The organism is Paracoccus sp. TOH (assembly GCF_030388245.1).
GTDB classification, from domain to species: Bacteria; Pseudomonadota; Alphaproteobacteria; order Rhodobacterales; family Rhodobacteraceae; genus Paracoccus; species Paracoccus simplex.
The window spans coordinates 598937-612527 of the sequence record NZ_CP098360.1 but is presented as its reverse complement, the minus strand read 5'-3'; the positions used below and the strand labels follow the sequence as shown (position 1 = coordinate 612527).

Sequence of the window (13591 nt, the reverse complement as noted above, 5' to 3'; positions counted from 1 at the left end):
TGTTGATCCGGGCCGTTCTGCTGCTAGGCTCGACCCGCAAGGGTTGAGCGGAGGGCGCCATGAAAGATCGAATCGTCGGAATGGGCCGGGTGTCGGCTGTCATGCTGGCCGGCTGCGTCGGGCTGCCTGCGGCTGCGCAGGAGGCTGCGATCTTCGACGCGATGGACCGGATTCATCCGGTCTGGGCGGAAAGCGGCATGGTCTCGGCGCAGGAGCGGCTGGCGGCCGAGATCGGCCGCGACATCATGGCCAGGGGCGGGAATGCGGTCGATGCGGGCGTGGCGGTGGCCTTTGCCCTGGCCGTCACCCTGCCGCGCGCCGGCAATATCGGCGGCGGCGGTTTCATGCTGGTGCATGATGCCGAGACCGGCCAGACCCATGCCATCGACTATCGCGAGATGGCCCCCAAAGGCGCCTCGCGCGACATGTTCCTGGACGCGGCGGGCGAGGCCGACAGCGAGAAGTCGCTTTACAGCGGCGCAGCCTCGGGTGTGCCGGGAACCGTGGCGGGGATGAAGCTGGCGCTGGACAGATACGGCAGCATGGACTGGGCCGAGGTCATCGCCCCGGCGATCCGGCTGGCCGAGGAGGGCATCACCGTCACCCCGGAGCTGGCCGACAGCATCGAGGCCGGGCGCGAGCATCTGGAGAAGTTCCCCTCGAGCGCCGCGATCTTCTTCAAGGAGGGCGGCGCGGCTTACCGGCCCGGCGACCGGCTGGTGCAGGCCGATCTGGCGAAGACGCTGAAGAAGATCGCCGCCGAAGGGCCGGACGGCTTCTACAAGGGCGAGGTGGCCGAGGCCATCGCCAAGGCGGTGCAGGGGGCGGGCGGGCTGATCACCGTCGAGGACATGGCCGCCTACAAGCCCGTGGAACGCCAGCCGGTGCTGGGCAGCTATCGCGGCTATGACATCGTCTCGATGCCGCCGCCCTCCTCGGGCGGGGTGCACCTGATCCAGATCCTGAACGCGCTGGAGGGCTATCCGGTCGGGGCGCTGGGGCAGAATTCCGGCGAGACCATCCATCTGATGGCCGAGGCGATGAAGCTGGCCTATGCCGACCGCTCGGAATATCTGGGCGATCCCGATTTCGTCGATGTGCCGGTCGCGGCGCTGACCAGCAAGGATTACGCGGTGGAGATGCGCCGCAAGATCAGCGCCGATTTCGCCACGCCCTCGGTGATGATCAGGCCGGCGGACCTGGCGCCCTATGAATCCGACCAGACCACGCATTTCTCGGTGGTGGACAAGCAGGGCAACGCGGTCTCGAACACCTATACCATCAATCTCAGCTACGGATCGGGGCTGGTGGCGGCGGGCACCGGCGTGTTGATGAACAACGAGATGGACGATTTCTCGGCCAAGCCCGGCGTGCCCAATGCCTTTGGCCTGGTCGGCGGCGATGCCAATGCGGTCGAGCCGGGCAAGCGGCCGCTGTCGTCGATGACGCCGACCATGGTGCTGAAGGATGGCAAGGTCTGGCTGGTCACCGGCTCGCCCGGCGGGGCGCGGATCATCACCACGGTCTTGCAGGTGGTGATGAACATGATCGACCACGGCATGAACGTCGCCGAGGCCTCGACGGCGCCGCGCGTCCATCACCAGTGGCTGCCCGACGAGCTGCGGGTCGAGGAGGGGATCGGCCTGGATACCGTCCGCATCCTGCAGGCCAAGGGCCACACCGTCGCGGTCAAGGAGGCGATGGGTTCGACCCAGTCGATCATGCGCGACCCGGAGACGGGGACGCTTTACGGCGCCTCGGACCCGCGCCGGCCGGATGCGGCGACGCTGGGCTACTGAGCGAGGTAGTCGCGCAGCGCCACCGCGTTGTTGTGCTGCTGGTCATGGGCCGCGTAAAGCAGGGTGACGGGGCCTTTCCTGGCCAGTTGGCGCAATGCGCGCACCGGATCCGGGTTGGCGTCGAGTTCGGCCGCGTAGCGGCGGCGGAACTCGTCCCATTTCGCGGGGTCATGGCCGAACCAGTGCCGCAAGTCGTCCGAGGGGGCGATCTCGCGCAGCCAGAGATCCGCGCCAAGCGCCTCGCGGCTGAGGCCGCGTGGCCAGAGCCGGTCGACCAGCACCCGGTGACCCTCGTCCGGGGCGGCGGGATCATAGGCGCGGCGAATGGAAATCGCAGGCATCGCATTCTCCTTTCGCAACAAAATTCCTGGTCGCGCTAACGGGTTCCCGGCGCGTTGACTCGGTTTTGGATTGTGTCCACAACTGGCGCGTCCAACACGGGGAGAGGGTTGCATGAAGAAGGTCTATGCGAGCGCCGAGTCTGCTCTTGACGGCCTGCTGACGGACGGGATGCTGATCGCGGCCGGGGGCTTCGGGCTTTGCGGCATCCCCGAGCTGCTGATCGAGGCGATCCTGAAGGCGGGGACCAAGGAGCTGACGGTGGTCAGCAACAATTGCGGCGTCGACGGCTTCGGCTTGGGCAAGCTGCTCGACACCCGGCAGATCCGCAAGATGGTCTCCTCCTATGTCGGCGAGAACGCCGAGTTCATGCGGCAGTATCTCTCGGGCGAGCTGGAGCTGGAGTTCAACCCGCAGGGCACCCTGGCCGAGCGCATGCGGGCCGGCGGCGCCGGCATCCCGGGGTTCTATACCAAGACCGGCGTCGGCACGGTGATCGCCGAGGGCAAGGACCACAAGGATTTCGACGGCGAGACCTATATCCTGGAACGCGGCATCGTCGCGGATCTGGCGATCGTCAAGGGCTGGAAGGCGGACGAGTCGGGCAACGTGGTGTTCCGCAAGACCGCGCGCAACTTCAACGTGCCGGCGGCGAAATGCGGCCGGATCTGCGTCTGCGAGGTCGAGGAGATCGTGCCGACCGGCAGCCTCGACCCCGACGCCATCCACCTGCCGGGGATCTATGTCCACCGCCTGTTCCAGGGGCAGCACGAGAAGCGCATCGAGCAGCGCACCACTCGCAAGAAGGAGACCGCGTGATGGCCGCCGAAATCAAGGGCTGGGACCGCAACCGGATGGCGGCGCGGGCCGCGCGGGAGCTGCAGGACGGCTGGTATGTGAACCTCGGCATCGGCATTCCGACGCTGGTGGCGAACTACATCCCCGAGGGGGTGCATGTGACGCTGCAATCGGAAAACGGCATGCTGGGCATCGGGCCGTTTCCGTTCGAGGGCGAGGAGGACCCGGACCTGATCAACGCCGGCAAGCAGACGGTGACCGAGCTGCCGCAGACCGCCTATTTCGACAGCGCCGAGAGCTTCGCGATGATCCGCGGCGGCAAGATCGCCATGGCGATCCTGGGCGCGATGGAGGTGGCCGAGAACGGCGACCTGGCGAACTGGATGATCCCCGGCAAGCTCGTGAAGGGCATGGGCGGGGCGATGGATCTGGTCGCCGGTGTCGGCCGGGTGGTGGTGGTGATGGACCATACCTCGAAACATGGCGAATCGAAGGTGCTGAAATCCTGCACCCTGCCCTTGACCGGGCAGAAGGTGGTCAATCGCATCATCACCAATCTGGGCGTGCTGGATGTGGTCGAGGGCGGGCTGAAGATCGTCGAGCTGGCGGACGGCGTCAGCGAGGACGAGCTGCGCGCCGCGACCGAGGCGACCATCGTCGGGTGACGCCCGCGAAGGGAGGGGGCTGTCCGCCCCCTCTTGCGGCTTTGCCGCAATTCACCCCCGAGGGTATTTGCAAAACGGAGAAAGACCGGATGGCGTTCGATCCTCAGGCCATCGAGGCGCTGTTTACCCGCGACGGCCGCTATCTGTGCGCGCGCTGGGGGCGGCCGGTGGCGCCGGTCGTCTTCGGTCTGGCCGACGAGAGCCTGCCGATCTTTCGCGAGGCCCTGCGGGCGGTGCTGACCCATGCCGGCCAGCCCATGGCCGAAACCGATCCCGAGATGGGCGCGAATCTGATGACCTTCTTCGTGCGGGATTGGGACGAGCTGGGCGGGCTGCCCGACCTTGACCGGTTGACCGGCCAGCCGGGCTTGCCCGAGCGTCTGAAGGCGGGGTCGGCAGACCAGTACCGGCTGTTCCGTTTCGACGCCGACGGGGCGATCCGCGCCTGCCTGACCTTCGTCAACATGGGCGGGGCGCTGGCCGATTCCCATCCCGGCCAACTGGCCGAGACTCTGGCGGTGCGCGCCATGCTGACCTTTGCGCGCGACGTTGTGCCCTCGGCCGAGCTGGCGCGGCTGATCCGCGCCGCCTATGATCCGGTCATGCCGGCGGTCGCCACCGATGCCGCGCATGCGCTGCGTCTGGCGGCGCGGCTGTCCTGAGCGCGGCGGCCCAGTTTGCGAACCAGCGAGGCTGTCATGCACAGGTTTCCGATCCGCGTCTATTACGAGGACACCGACCTGGCGGGGATCGTCTATTATGCCAACTACCTGAAATTCATCGAGCGCGGGCGTTCGGAATGGCTGCGCCTGCTGGACGTCGACCAGGGCGCGCTGCAGCGCCAGGGCTTCGTCTTTGCCGTGCGGCGGGTCGAGGCGGATTACCTGGCCCCCGCCCGCTTCGAGGACCTGCTGGAGGTCGAGACCGCGCTGCGGACGCTGAGCCCAGCGCGCATCGTCCTGGACCAATGCGTCCTGCGCGGCGGGCAGGCGCTGTTCCGGGCCTGCGTCACCGTCGCCTGCCTGGCCGCCTCGGGGCGGCCGGCGCGGATTCCGGGCGCGGTGGCGGCGCGGCTGCGGGAAGCGGCCATCGCGGGGCGCTGACGCAGAATTGACGTCACCAGGGTTTTTCCCCCTGGGCCGATCTGCTAGTTGCGCTTGCAGAAGCCGCGCCGCAGCGGCCCAAAGGACAGGCCTAAATTCATGGAACAACTCGCCGGAACCGGGCAGCCGGTCGATTTCTCGCTGATCGCGCTGTTTGCGCGCGCCTCGCTGACCGTCCAGATCGTCATGGTGATCCTGATCCTGGCCTCATTCTGGGCCTGGGCGATCATCATCCAGAAATTCATCGCCTTCAACGCCGCCCGGCGCGAGGCCGACCGGTTCGACCGCGCCTTCTGGTCGGGCCAGCCGTTGGACGATCTTTACGATCGCATCGGCGAAACCCCCTCGGGTCCGGCCGAGCGCATCTTTGCCTCGGGCATGACCGAGTGGCGGCGCAGCCACCGCGACGACGGCAACCTGATCGCCGGCGTGACCGCGCGCATCGACCGCGCCATGAACGTCACCATCAATCGCGAGAACGATCGGTTGACCCGCGGCCTGCCCTTCCTGGCCACGGTGGGCTCGACCGCGCCCTTCATCGGCCTGTTCGGCACCGTCTGGGGCATCAAGACCGCCTTCGAGGAGATCGCCATTTCGCAGAACACCTCGCTGGCCGTGGTGGCGCCGGGCATCGCCGAGGCGCTGGTGGCAACCGCGCTTGGCCTGCTGGCGGCGATTCCGGCGGTGATCTTCTACAACAAGCTCAGCGCCGATGCCGACCGCATCACCGGCGGCTACGAAAGCTTCGCCGACGAGTTCTCGACCATCCTGTCGCGCCAGCTGGACGACGAATAAGATGGGGGCCGGGGTCGTCAAACGCACAAGCCGCGGCAAGGGCCGCGCCCGCAGCCAGCCGATGGCCGAGATCAACGTCACGCCCTTCGTGGATGTGATGCTGGTGCTGCTGATCATCTTCATGGTGGCGGCGCCGCTTCTGACCGTGGGCGTGCCGCTGGAACTGCCCAAGACCGCCGCCCAGGCCGTGCCCGCCGAACCCGAGGAGCCGCTGAGCGTCTCGGTCACGCCCGAAGGGCCGATCCTGGTCATGACCAGCGAGGTGCCCGAGGATCAGCTGGTCACCCGGCTGCGCGCCGTCGCCGCCGAGCGGCAGAGTGACAAGATCTACCTGCGCGCCGACGGCTCGATCCCCTATGCGCGGATCATGGAGGTGATGGGAGCGCTGAACGCGGCCGGTTTCAACAACATCGTCCTGGTGACCGAGGCTGGCGGGCCGCGGATGGACGCAGGCGCGGATGGCTGAAGCCATGGATCGGGCGGAACGCATCGGCTTCTGGGTCTCGGGCGTTGCTCATGCCGGGCTGCTGGGGGCGGCGCTGGTCGGCGGCGCGCTGTTCCGGCCGCAGCCGCTGGAGGCCGTGCGCATGGCCGAGGTCGCGACCATGTCCGAGGCGGAGTTCCAGTCGCTGGCCGCCGCGGCCGCCGGGCGCGGCCCGGTGTCGGATTCCGCCGCCACCACCCCGGCGCAGCCGCGCCCGCCCGCTGACGAGAACCGGCTGGGCGAGGTCGAGGCCACCAGCCCTCCCGCGCCGGACGGGCAGGCGGCCGAGCTGACCCAGCCCTCGGACCGGCCCGAGGCGCGTCCGGACCTGTCGGATTTCCAGACGCCCGACCGGCCGGTGGCCGTGGTGACCGACGCACCGCAGCCGTCGCAGCCCGAGAATTCGGTCGAACTGGCGGCATTGCCGCAGACCAGTGACCGGCCTGATCCGGCGCGCAACCCGGCGCAGCCGCAATCCCCGGCGCCGATCCCGCAGCGCTCGACCTTGGCGCCGGTTGATTCCGCCCGCCCGCACGGCCGGCCCGAGGGGCTGGCCGAGGCGGTGCAGGCCCGGCGGCAGGCGGCCGAGGCAGCGCGCCAGCGCGAAATCGCCCTGGCCCGTCAGGCCGATGAGGCCGCCGCCGAGCAGGCCGCCGCCGAGAAGGCACAGAAGGACGCCGCCCGCCGCGCCGCCGAGGAGCGCGCGAAGGAGGAACGCCGCGAAGCGGCGCGCCAGGCCGAGGATGCCGAAGCCGCCCGCCGCGCTTCGGAGGCCAGGGAACGCGCACGCCGCCAGGCCGAGGCCGAGGCGACCGAAAAGGAAACGGCCGCTGCGGAACGCCGCGCCGCCGAGAAGAAGGCCGCCGAGAAGAAGGCTGAGGCCGAACGCCTGGCCGCCGCCGAGAAGGCGGCCGAAAAGGCCGCCGCGGAAAAGGCTGCCGCCGAGAAGAAGGCGGCCGAGAAGAAGGCGGCCGAGGCCAAGGCCCGCAAGGAGGCCGAGGAAAAGGCCGCCGCGGAAAAGGCTGCGGCCGAGAAGAAGAAGGCGGCCGAGAAGGCCGCCGCCGAGGCCAAGGCCCGCAAACAGGCCGAGGCCGAGCGCAAGGCCGAGGCCGCCAAGCAGGCCGCGCTGGAAGAGGCGATGAAGGACGAGGGTTCCGCCGGGTCGGGCGGCGGCGGTGCGGCTGCCAGCGGCCCGCCGCTGAGCCAGGGCGAGAAGGACGGCTTCCGCGTCGCGGTCGAGCAATGCTGGAACCGCGGCTCGCTTTCGACCGAGGCCAGCCGGACAACGGTTTCGGTGCAGTTCGCGATGGCGCCGGACGGCTCGGTGGAAAAAGGCTCGCTGCGCATGATCGGCCATGACGGCGGTTCGGATGCGGCGGCGAAACAGGCCTATGAGGCGGCGCGTCGGGCGATCCTGATGTGCGAGCGCGGCGGCTACAAGCTGCCGCCGGAGAAATACAACCGCTGGAAGGATGTCATCATCGACTTCAACGCCAGCGGCGGCGCGCGGGTCAAGTGACATGGCATCCCGGCGCATGACACTCTATTCTGCAACCAAGACCTTACGAGGGCGATTCATGTTGCGACAATTCCTGATGACTTCCGTGATGGCCCTGGCGGGTTTGGGGCTGGCCGCGCCGGTTCTGGCGCAGGACGGACCCCTGCGGATCGAGATCACCGACGGGGTCATCGAACCGATGCCCTTCGCCATCGCGCAATTCCACGACGAGGGCGGCGCCGGCGAATATCTTCAGCAGGTGCAGAACCTGATCGCCGCCGACCTGACCGGCACCGGCCTGTTCCGCGAGATCCCGGCCAGCGCCCATATCGCCCGGCCGGAAAGTTTCGACGCGCCGGTCTCCTATGAAGATTGGAAGGCGATCAATGCCCAGGCGCTGATCACCGGCGCCGTCAGGGTCGAGGGCGGCAAGGTCGTCGTCAAGTTCCGGCTGTTCGACGTCTTCGCCGGCCAGCCGCTGGGCGACGGCATGCAGTTCGACGCCTCGACCGGCAACTGGCGCCGTGCCGCGCACAAGGCGGCCGATCAGGTCTATTCGCGGCTGACGGGCGAGGGGCCTTATTTCGACAGCCGCGTCGCCTTCGTGCAGGAAAACGGCCCCAAGGACGCGCGCCGCAAGCGCATCGGCATCATGGATTACGACGGCGCCAACGTGAAATGGCTGACCGACGATTCCACGCTGGTGCTGAAGCCGCGCTTCTCGCCCGACGGTTCGCGGCTGCTTTACACCAGCTACGCCACCGGCTTCCCGCAGGCGATGATGATGGACGTGAACTCGCTCTCGGTGCGGCAACTGAGCGGCGGCCAGCAGGGCACGATGAGCTTCTCGCCCCGCTTCTCGCCGGATGGGCGCTGGATCGTCTACTCGCTGGAACAGAACGGCAATAGCGACATCTACCAGATGGACGCGGCCTCGGGCGCGCAGCGGGCGCTGACCAACGCCCCCTCGATCGAGACCTCGCCCAGCTACAGCCCGGACGGCAAGCAGATCGTCTTTGAAAGCGACCGCTCGGGCTCGCCGCAGCTCTACATCATGGGCGCCAATGGCGGCGAGCCGAAGCGGATCAGCTTCGGCGAGGGGCGCTACGGCACCCCGGTCTGGTCGCCGCGCGGCGACATGATCGCCTTTACCCGCCAGGTCGGCGGAAAATTCCACATCGGCGTCATGCGCACCGATGGTTCGGAAGAGAAAATGCTGACGGAATCGTTCCTTGACGAGGGCCCGACTTGGGCCCCCAATGGGCGCGTCGTGATGTTCACGCGGGTGACGCCGGGCGGCGACGGCCAGCCGGGCCTGCATTCGGTGGATATCACGGGGCGCAACATGCGCCCGGTCAAGATCAATGGCGCAGCCTCGGACCCCGATTGGGGCCCCTTGCTGCCCTGAAGTGCGTGAGATGGACAGGATTATGAAAACTTTCATGAAAATTGCCGCAGTCGGTGCCATTCTCGCGCTGGCGGCCTGCGCCCGGCCGGCGCAGGACATGCAGGTCCAGGACCCTTATGCCGGGGCGGGCGGCGCGTCGGGCGTCGGCTCGACCGCGCTGCCGGGCAGCGCCGAATATTTCAAGGCCAGCGTCGGCGACACCGTGCTGTTCCCGCTGGACCAGTCCACCCTGACGCCCGAGGCGCGGGCGATCCTGGCCAACCAGGCAGGGTGGCTGAGCCAGAATGCCGGCTTCTCGGCCGTGATCGAGGGCCATGCCGATGAGCAGGGGACCCGCGAATACAACCTTGCCCTGGGCGCCCGGCGGGCGAACTCGGTGCAGGAATACCTGATCTCGCAGGGCATCGCGGCCGGCCGGCTGCGCACCGTCAGCTATGGCAAGGAACGGCCGCTGGCGATCTGCTCGACCGAGGAGTGTTTCACCAAGAACCGCCGTGCCGTGACCGTGGTCAGCCCCGGGGTGGGCATGTGATGGTCGGAGGGGTTTTCCGGGGACTGGTTCTGGCGGCGGGCTTCGTCCTGGCCGCCTGGCCGGCCGCGGCGCAGGACGCGCGGACCCTGGCCGATATCCGGACCGAGCTGAACCAGCTTTCGAGCGATCTGCAGAACCTGCGCGCGCAGCTCGTCGCCTCGGGGCCTGCCGGCTTCGCGGCCGCGGGCGGTGACAGCGCCATCGACCGCATGAATGCCATGGAGGCGCGGCTGGCGCAGCTGACCGGCCAGACCGAGCAGCTGCAGAACCGCATCGACCGCATCGTCAAGGACGGCACCACCCGCATCGGCGACATCGAATTCCGCCTGTGCGAGATGGAGGAGGGCTGCGATCTTGGCAGCCTGACCACGCCGTCGCCGCTGGGCGAGCAGGGGGGGGCGGCGCCGCTGCCGTCCTCGGATCAGCAAGGGCCGCTCGCGCCCGCCAAGACCCCTTCGGCCGGGGCCGCCACTGCGGCGGAAAAAGCCGATTTCGACCGGGCCCGGGAGGTGCTCGGTCAAGGTGACTTTCACCGTGCTGCGCAGCTCTTTGCGGCCATCGCCAAGACCCATGCCGGTGGTCCACTGACCGCCGAGGCGCTGTTCCTGCGCGGGGCGGCGCTGGATGCCGCCGGCGATCTGGAAGGCGCCGGCCTGGCCTGGCTGGAAAGCTTCGCCGCCAATCCGGACGGACCGCAGGCGGCCGATGCGCTGCTGGGCCTGTCGCGGGCCATGTCCGCCAAGGGCGGACCGCAGGAAGGCTGCTTCTATCTGCAGGAAATCACCAACCGCTTCCCGGACTCGCCGCAGGCGGCCGAGGCGGAAAAGCGCAAGGCCGCCGTCGGCTGCGAAGCGCTGATCGAAGGCTCGGTCGGCGATGCGGAGGACGGCATGGCCGTGGAAGAGGCCCTGGACCCCGAGGCCGCCGCGGACCTGGCGGATGGCGGCTGACCCCGCCGCGGTCGAGGCGCGCGTCCATGCCGCGCTGGACCGCCTGGCCGGAGACCTGCCCTCGCTGGGGATCGCGCTGTCGGGCGGCGGCGATTCCACGGCACTGATGCATCTTGTCCATCGTTGGGGCCGCGCCCGCCTGAGGGCGGCGACGGTCGATCACGGGCTGCGCCCGGGCTCGGCCGCCGAGGCGCGGCAGGCCGGGCTTGCGGCCGGCGTGCTCGGCATCCCGCACGAGACCCTGGTCTGGACGACCCGCGCGGGTGGCGGCAACCTGATGGCGGCTGCCCGCCAGGCGCGCCTGCGGCTGCTGGCGGATTGGGCGTGTCGCCACGGGCTGGCCGCGGTGCTGCTGGGCCATACGCTCGACGACCAGGCCGAGACCCTGCTGATGCGCCTGAACCGCGGCGCCGGGGTGGACGGGTTGTCGGCCATGGCCGAGACGCGCCGCGCCTGCGGCATGGTCTGGTTGCGGCCGATGCTGGGTGCCAGCCGGGCCGAGCTGCGGCAATGGCTGACCGCGCGCGGGCTGGTCTGGGCGGACGACCCGTCGAACGAGAACGCGGATTTCGAACGTGTCCGCATCCGCAAGGCCATCGCGACGCTGGGTCTGCCACTGCAACAGTTGGGCCAGTCGGCGGCGAATCTCGGCATGGCACGCGACGCCTTGCAGGAGTTCGCCGCGCAGGTTTCGCAGGGGGCCGAGGTCCGGGCCGGTTCGCTGCTCCTGCCGCTGGCCCGCTTTCTGGCCGCACCGCCCGAGATTCGCCGGCGACTTCTTGTCGCAGGGCTGCGCTTCGTGACCGACGCCGATTACCCGCCCCGGCGCGAGCCGGTGCTGCAGGCGCTGGCCGCGCTGGCCAAGGGCGGGCGGCTGACGCTGGACGGGGTGATCGCTGAGGCGCGGGACGGGGCGCTGCATCTGATCCGCGAACCCGCCGCAGCCGCGCGCAGCCCGGCGGCCAGCGGCGACCCGGCGGTCTGGGACGGCCGCTGGCGGCTCTCTGGGCTGGGGCCGGGGCAAGAGGTGCGGGCGCTGGGCCATGCGCCGCTGCCGGGCCTTGGCTGGCGCGATTCGGGCCTGCTGCGCGACGAGGCCGCCGCCAGTCCCGGAATCTGGCAGGGCGGGCGGCTTGCCGCCGCGCCGCTGCTGCGTCCGGTCGCCGGCATCTCTGCCGAACCCCTGCGCGGCCTGCCGGAATTCCGCGCACTGCTCTATGTGCATTGAACCTGACGCCGGAATCCCTATTTTCACTCGAAAGCCTGTTTACCCGCGGAGGACATGCCTTTGGGCAACGCGCGCAATATCGCCTTCTGGGTCGTGCTGTTTCTGATGATCCTGGCGCTGTTCAATCTGTTCAGCGACGGATCGGCCCAGATGAACAGCCGCCAGATCAGCTATTCGGACTTCATCCAGCGGGTGGACAAGGATGAAGTGACGTCCGTCACCATCGACGGAGAGAATATCGGCATCACCGACAAGGACGGCAAGCAATACGCCACCGTCCGGCCGCAGGGCGAGGAAATCGCCGACCGGCTGATCGACAAGGGCGTCGAGGTCAAGGTCGAGCGCCAGCAGCAGTCGGGCTTCATGTCGCTTCTGGGCGTCTGGTTGCCCTTCATCCTGCTGATCGGCGTCTGGATCTTCTTCATGAACCGGATGCAGGGCGGTGGCAAAGGCGGGGCGATGGGCTTCGGCAAGTCGCGCGCCAAGCTGCTGACCGAAAAGCATGGCCGCGTCACCTTCGACGACGTGGCCGGCATCGACGAGGCCAAGGAAGAGCTGGAGGAGATCGTCGAATTCCTGCGCAATCCGCAGAAATTCAGCCGCCTTGGCGGCAAGATCCCGAAAGGCGCGCTGCTGGTCGGCCCGCCCGGCACCGGTAAGACCCTGCTGGCCCGCGCCATCGCCGGCGAGGCGGGGGTGCCGTTCTTCACCATCTCCGGTTCCGACTTCGTCGAGATGTTCGTGGGCGTCGGCGCCAGCCGCGTGCGCGACATGTTCGAGCAGGCGAAGAAATCCGCCCCCTGCATCGTCTTCATCGACGAGATCGACGCGGTCGGCCGCGCCCGCGGCGTCGGCATCGGCGGCGGCAATGACGAGCGCGAGCAGACCCTGAACCAGCTTCTGGTCGAAATGGACGGCTTCGACGCCAACGAGGGCGTCATCATCATCGCCGCCACCAACCGCAAGGACGTGCTGGACCCGGCGCTGCTGCGTCCCGGCCGCTTCGACCGCCAGATCTATGTTCCGAACCCCGACATCAAGGGGCGCGAGAAGATCCTGGGCGTGCACTCGCGCAAGGTGCCGGTCGGTCCGGACGTGGACCTGCGCATCATCGCCCGCGGCACGCCCGGCTTTTCGGGGGCCGACCTGATGAACCTGGTGAACGAGGCCGCGCTGATGGCCGCGCGCATCGGCCGCCGCTTCGTCACCATGGAGGATTTCGAGAACGCCAAGGACAAGGTCATGCTGGGCGTCGAGCGCCGCAGCATGGTCCTGACCCCCGAGCAGAAGGAAAAGACCGCCTATCACGAGGCCGGCCACGCCATCGTCGGCCTGAGCCTGCCGAAATGCGATCCGGTCTACAAGGCGACGATCATCCCGCGCGGCGGTGCGCTTGGCATGGTGGTGTCGCTGCCGGAAATGGACCGGCTGAACTATCACAAGGACGAGGCCAAGCAGAAGCTGACGATGACCATGGCCGGCAAGGCGGCCGAGATCATCAAATACGGCGAGGAAGGTGTCTCGAACGGTCCGGCCGGCGACATCCAGCAGGCCAGCCAGCTTGCGCGCGCCATGGTGATGCGTTGGGGCATGTCCGACAAGGTCGGCAACATCGACTATGCCGAGGCGCATGAGGGTTATTCCGGCAATACCGGCGGCTTTTCGGTCTCGGCGGCGACCAAGGAACTGATCGAGCAGGAGGTCCATGACCTGATCGAACAGGGCTATCAGGACGCCTATCGCATCCTGACCGAGAAGGAAGAGGAATTCGAGCGGCTGGCCAAGGGGCTTCTGGAATACGAAACCCTGACCGGCGAGGATATCGGCCGGGTGATCCGGGGCGAGGCGCTGGGTGGCGACGAGAATCCGCCGGGCTCCTCGATCCCCTCGGTCAGCGCCATCCCGCGCGCGGGTGCGGCCAAGCCGGCGCCGGACGCCGCGCCGCAGCCGCAGGGCTGAACCGGCGATCCTGACAGGAAAACCCCCGGCCAT

14 protein-coding genes are annotated in these 13591 nt (G+C 68.6%); 13 read left to right on the top strand and 1 reads right to left on the bottom strand.

Annotation, left to right across the window (positions count from 1 at the left end; genetic code table 11):
- Positions 1-59 precede the first annotated feature (59 nt).
- Complete coding sequence (gene ggt, locus NBE95_RS02965; protein ID WP_289894390.1) at positions 60-1799, top strand: gamma-glutamyltransferase; 1740 nt, start codon at positions 60-62, stop codon at positions 1797-1799.
- Here ggt and NBE95_RS02960 read toward each other — a convergent pair.
- Positions 1793-2140, bottom strand: a complete 348-nt coding sequence (locus tag NBE95_RS02960; RefSeq protein WP_019352972.1) for a DUF488 domain-containing protein — start codon at positions 2138-2140, stop codon at positions 1793-1795. The two genes, ggt and NBE95_RS02960, sit on opposite strands and share 7 nt — an antisense overlap.
- A gap of 112 nt (positions 2141-2252) precedes the next feature.
- Between NBE95_RS02960 and NBE95_RS02955 the strand changes: the two genes are divergently transcribed.
- From NBE95_RS02955 to ftsH, 12 genes are all read left to right on the top strand, one after another.
- Positions 2253-2957, top strand: a complete 705-nt coding sequence (locus tag NBE95_RS02955) for a CoA transferase subunit A (protein WP_289894389.1) — start codon at positions 2253-2255, stop codon at positions 2955-2957.
- Positions 2957-3601: a 3-oxoacid CoA-transferase subunit B gene (locus NBE95_RS02950; RefSeq protein ID WP_289894388.1), complete on the top strand. Its 645-nt coding sequence runs from the start codon at positions 2957-2959 to the stop codon at positions 3599-3601. The genes NBE95_RS02955 and NBE95_RS02950 overlap by 1 nt, the downstream gene beginning before the upstream one ends.
- 89 nt (positions 3602-3690) lie before the next feature.
- Positions 3691-4263 carry a hypothetical protein gene (locus NBE95_RS02945; protein ID WP_289894387.1) on the top strand — a complete coding sequence of 191 codons (573 nt, stop codon included), beginning with the start codon at positions 3691-3693 and terminating at the stop codon, positions 4261-4263.
- Positions 4264-4299: 36 nt separating this feature from the next.
- Positions 4300-4704 (top strand): tol-pal system-associated acyl-CoA thioesterase, encoded by a 405-nt coding sequence (gene ybgC / locus NBE95_RS02940; RefSeq protein WP_289894386.1) that lies wholly within the window; start codon positions 4300-4302, stop codon positions 4702-4704.
- Positions 4705-4803: 99 nt separating this feature from the next.
- Entirely contained in the window at positions 4804-5499 is a 696-nt protein-coding gene (gene tolQ / locus NBE95_RS02935; RefSeq protein WP_289894385.1) for a protein TolQ, read from the top strand.
- A gap of 1 nt (position 5500) precedes the next feature.
- Positions 5501-5965, top strand: a complete 465-nt coding sequence (locus NBE95_RS02930; protein ID WP_289894384.1) for an ExbD/TolR family protein — start codon at positions 5501-5503, stop codon at positions 5963-5965.
- Complete coding sequence (locus tag NBE95_RS02925; protein ID WP_289894383.1) at positions 5958-7502, top strand: protein TolA; 1545 nt, start codon at positions 5958-5960, stop codon at positions 7500-7502. Before NBE95_RS02930 ends, NBE95_RS02925 begins: the two co-directional genes overlap by 8 nt.
- Before the next feature lie 76 nt (positions 7503-7578).
- Positions 7579-8889, top strand: coding sequence for a Tol-Pal system beta propeller repeat protein TolB (gene tolB / locus NBE95_RS02920; protein WP_289894382.1), 1311 nt, complete (start codon positions 7579-7581; stop codon positions 8887-8889).
- 34 nt (positions 8890-8923) lie between these two features.
- On the top strand, positions 8924-9421 hold the full coding sequence (gene pal, locus NBE95_RS02915) for a peptidoglycan-associated lipoprotein Pal (RefSeq protein WP_289894381.1): 498 nt from the start codon (positions 8924-8926) through the stop codon (positions 9419-9421).
- Positions 9421-10371: a tetratricopeptide repeat protein gene (locus NBE95_RS02910; RefSeq protein WP_289894380.1), complete on the top strand. Its 951-nt coding sequence runs from the start codon at positions 9421-9423 to the stop codon at positions 10369-10371. Before pal ends, NBE95_RS02910 begins: the two co-directional genes overlap by 1 nt.
- Complete coding sequence (tilS, locus tag NBE95_RS02905) at positions 10361-11599, top strand: tRNA lysidine(34) synthetase TilS (RefSeq protein WP_289894379.1); 1239 nt, start codon at positions 10361-10363, stop codon at positions 11597-11599. Before NBE95_RS02910 ends, tilS begins: the two co-directional genes overlap by 11 nt.
- Before the next feature lie 60 nt (positions 11600-11659).
- Positions 11660-13558: an ATP-dependent zinc metalloprotease FtsH gene (ftsH, locus tag NBE95_RS02900; RefSeq protein WP_289894822.1), complete on the top strand. Its 1899-nt coding sequence runs from the start codon at positions 11660-11662 to the stop codon at positions 13556-13558.
- The last annotated feature ends 33 nt before the right edge of the window (positions 13559-13591 follow it).

Coding starts and splice junctions, on each gene's coding strand:
- ybgC (WP_289894386.1), top strand. CDS start 4,300: ATGCACAGGTTTCCGATCCGCGTCTATTACGAGGACACCGACCTGGCG.
- NBE95_RS02955 (WP_289894389.1), top strand. CDS start 2,253: ATGAAGAAGGTCTATGCGAGCGCCGAGTCTGCTCTTGACGGCCTGCTG.
- tolB (WP_289894382.1), top strand. CDS start 7,579: ATGACTTCCGTGATGGCCCTGGCGGGTTTGGGGCTGGCCGCGCCGGTT.
- ggt (WP_289894390.1), top strand. CDS start 60: ATGAAAGATCGAATCGTCGGAATGGGCCGGGTGTCGGCTGTCATGCTG.
- NBE95_RS02950 (WP_289894388.1), top strand. CDS start 2,957: ATGGCCGCCGAAATCAAGGGCTGGGACCGCAACCGGATGGCGGCGCGG.
- tilS (WP_289894379.1), top strand. CDS start 10,361: ATGGCGGCTGACCCCGCCGCGGTCGAGGCGCGCGTCCATGCCGCGCTG.
- NBE95_RS02925 (WP_289894383.1), top strand. CDS start 5,958: ATGGCTGAAGCCATGGATCGGGCGGAACGCATCGGCTTCTGGGTCTCG.
- NBE95_RS02910 (WP_289894380.1), top strand. CDS start 9,421: ATGGTCGGAGGGGTTTTCCGGGGACTGGTTCTGGCGGCGGGCTTCGTC.
- NBE95_RS02945 (WP_289894387.1), top strand. CDS start 3,691: ATGGCGTTCGATCCTCAGGCCATCGAGGCGCTGTTTACCCGCGACGGC.
- tolQ (WP_289894385.1), top strand. CDS start 4,804: ATGGAACAACTCGCCGGAACCGGGCAGCCGGTCGATTTCTCGCTGATC.
- NBE95_RS02930 (WP_289894384.1), top strand. CDS start 5,501: ATGGGGGCCGGGGTCGTCAAACGCACAAGCCGCGGCAAGGGCCGCGCC.
- pal (WP_289894381.1), top strand. CDS start 8,924: ATGAAAATTGCCGCAGTCGGTGCCATTCTCGCGCTGGCGGCCTGCGCC.
- NBE95_RS02960 (WP_019352972.1), bottom strand. CDS start 2,140: ATGCCTGCGATTTCCATTCGCCGCGCCTATGATCCCGCCGCCCCGGAC.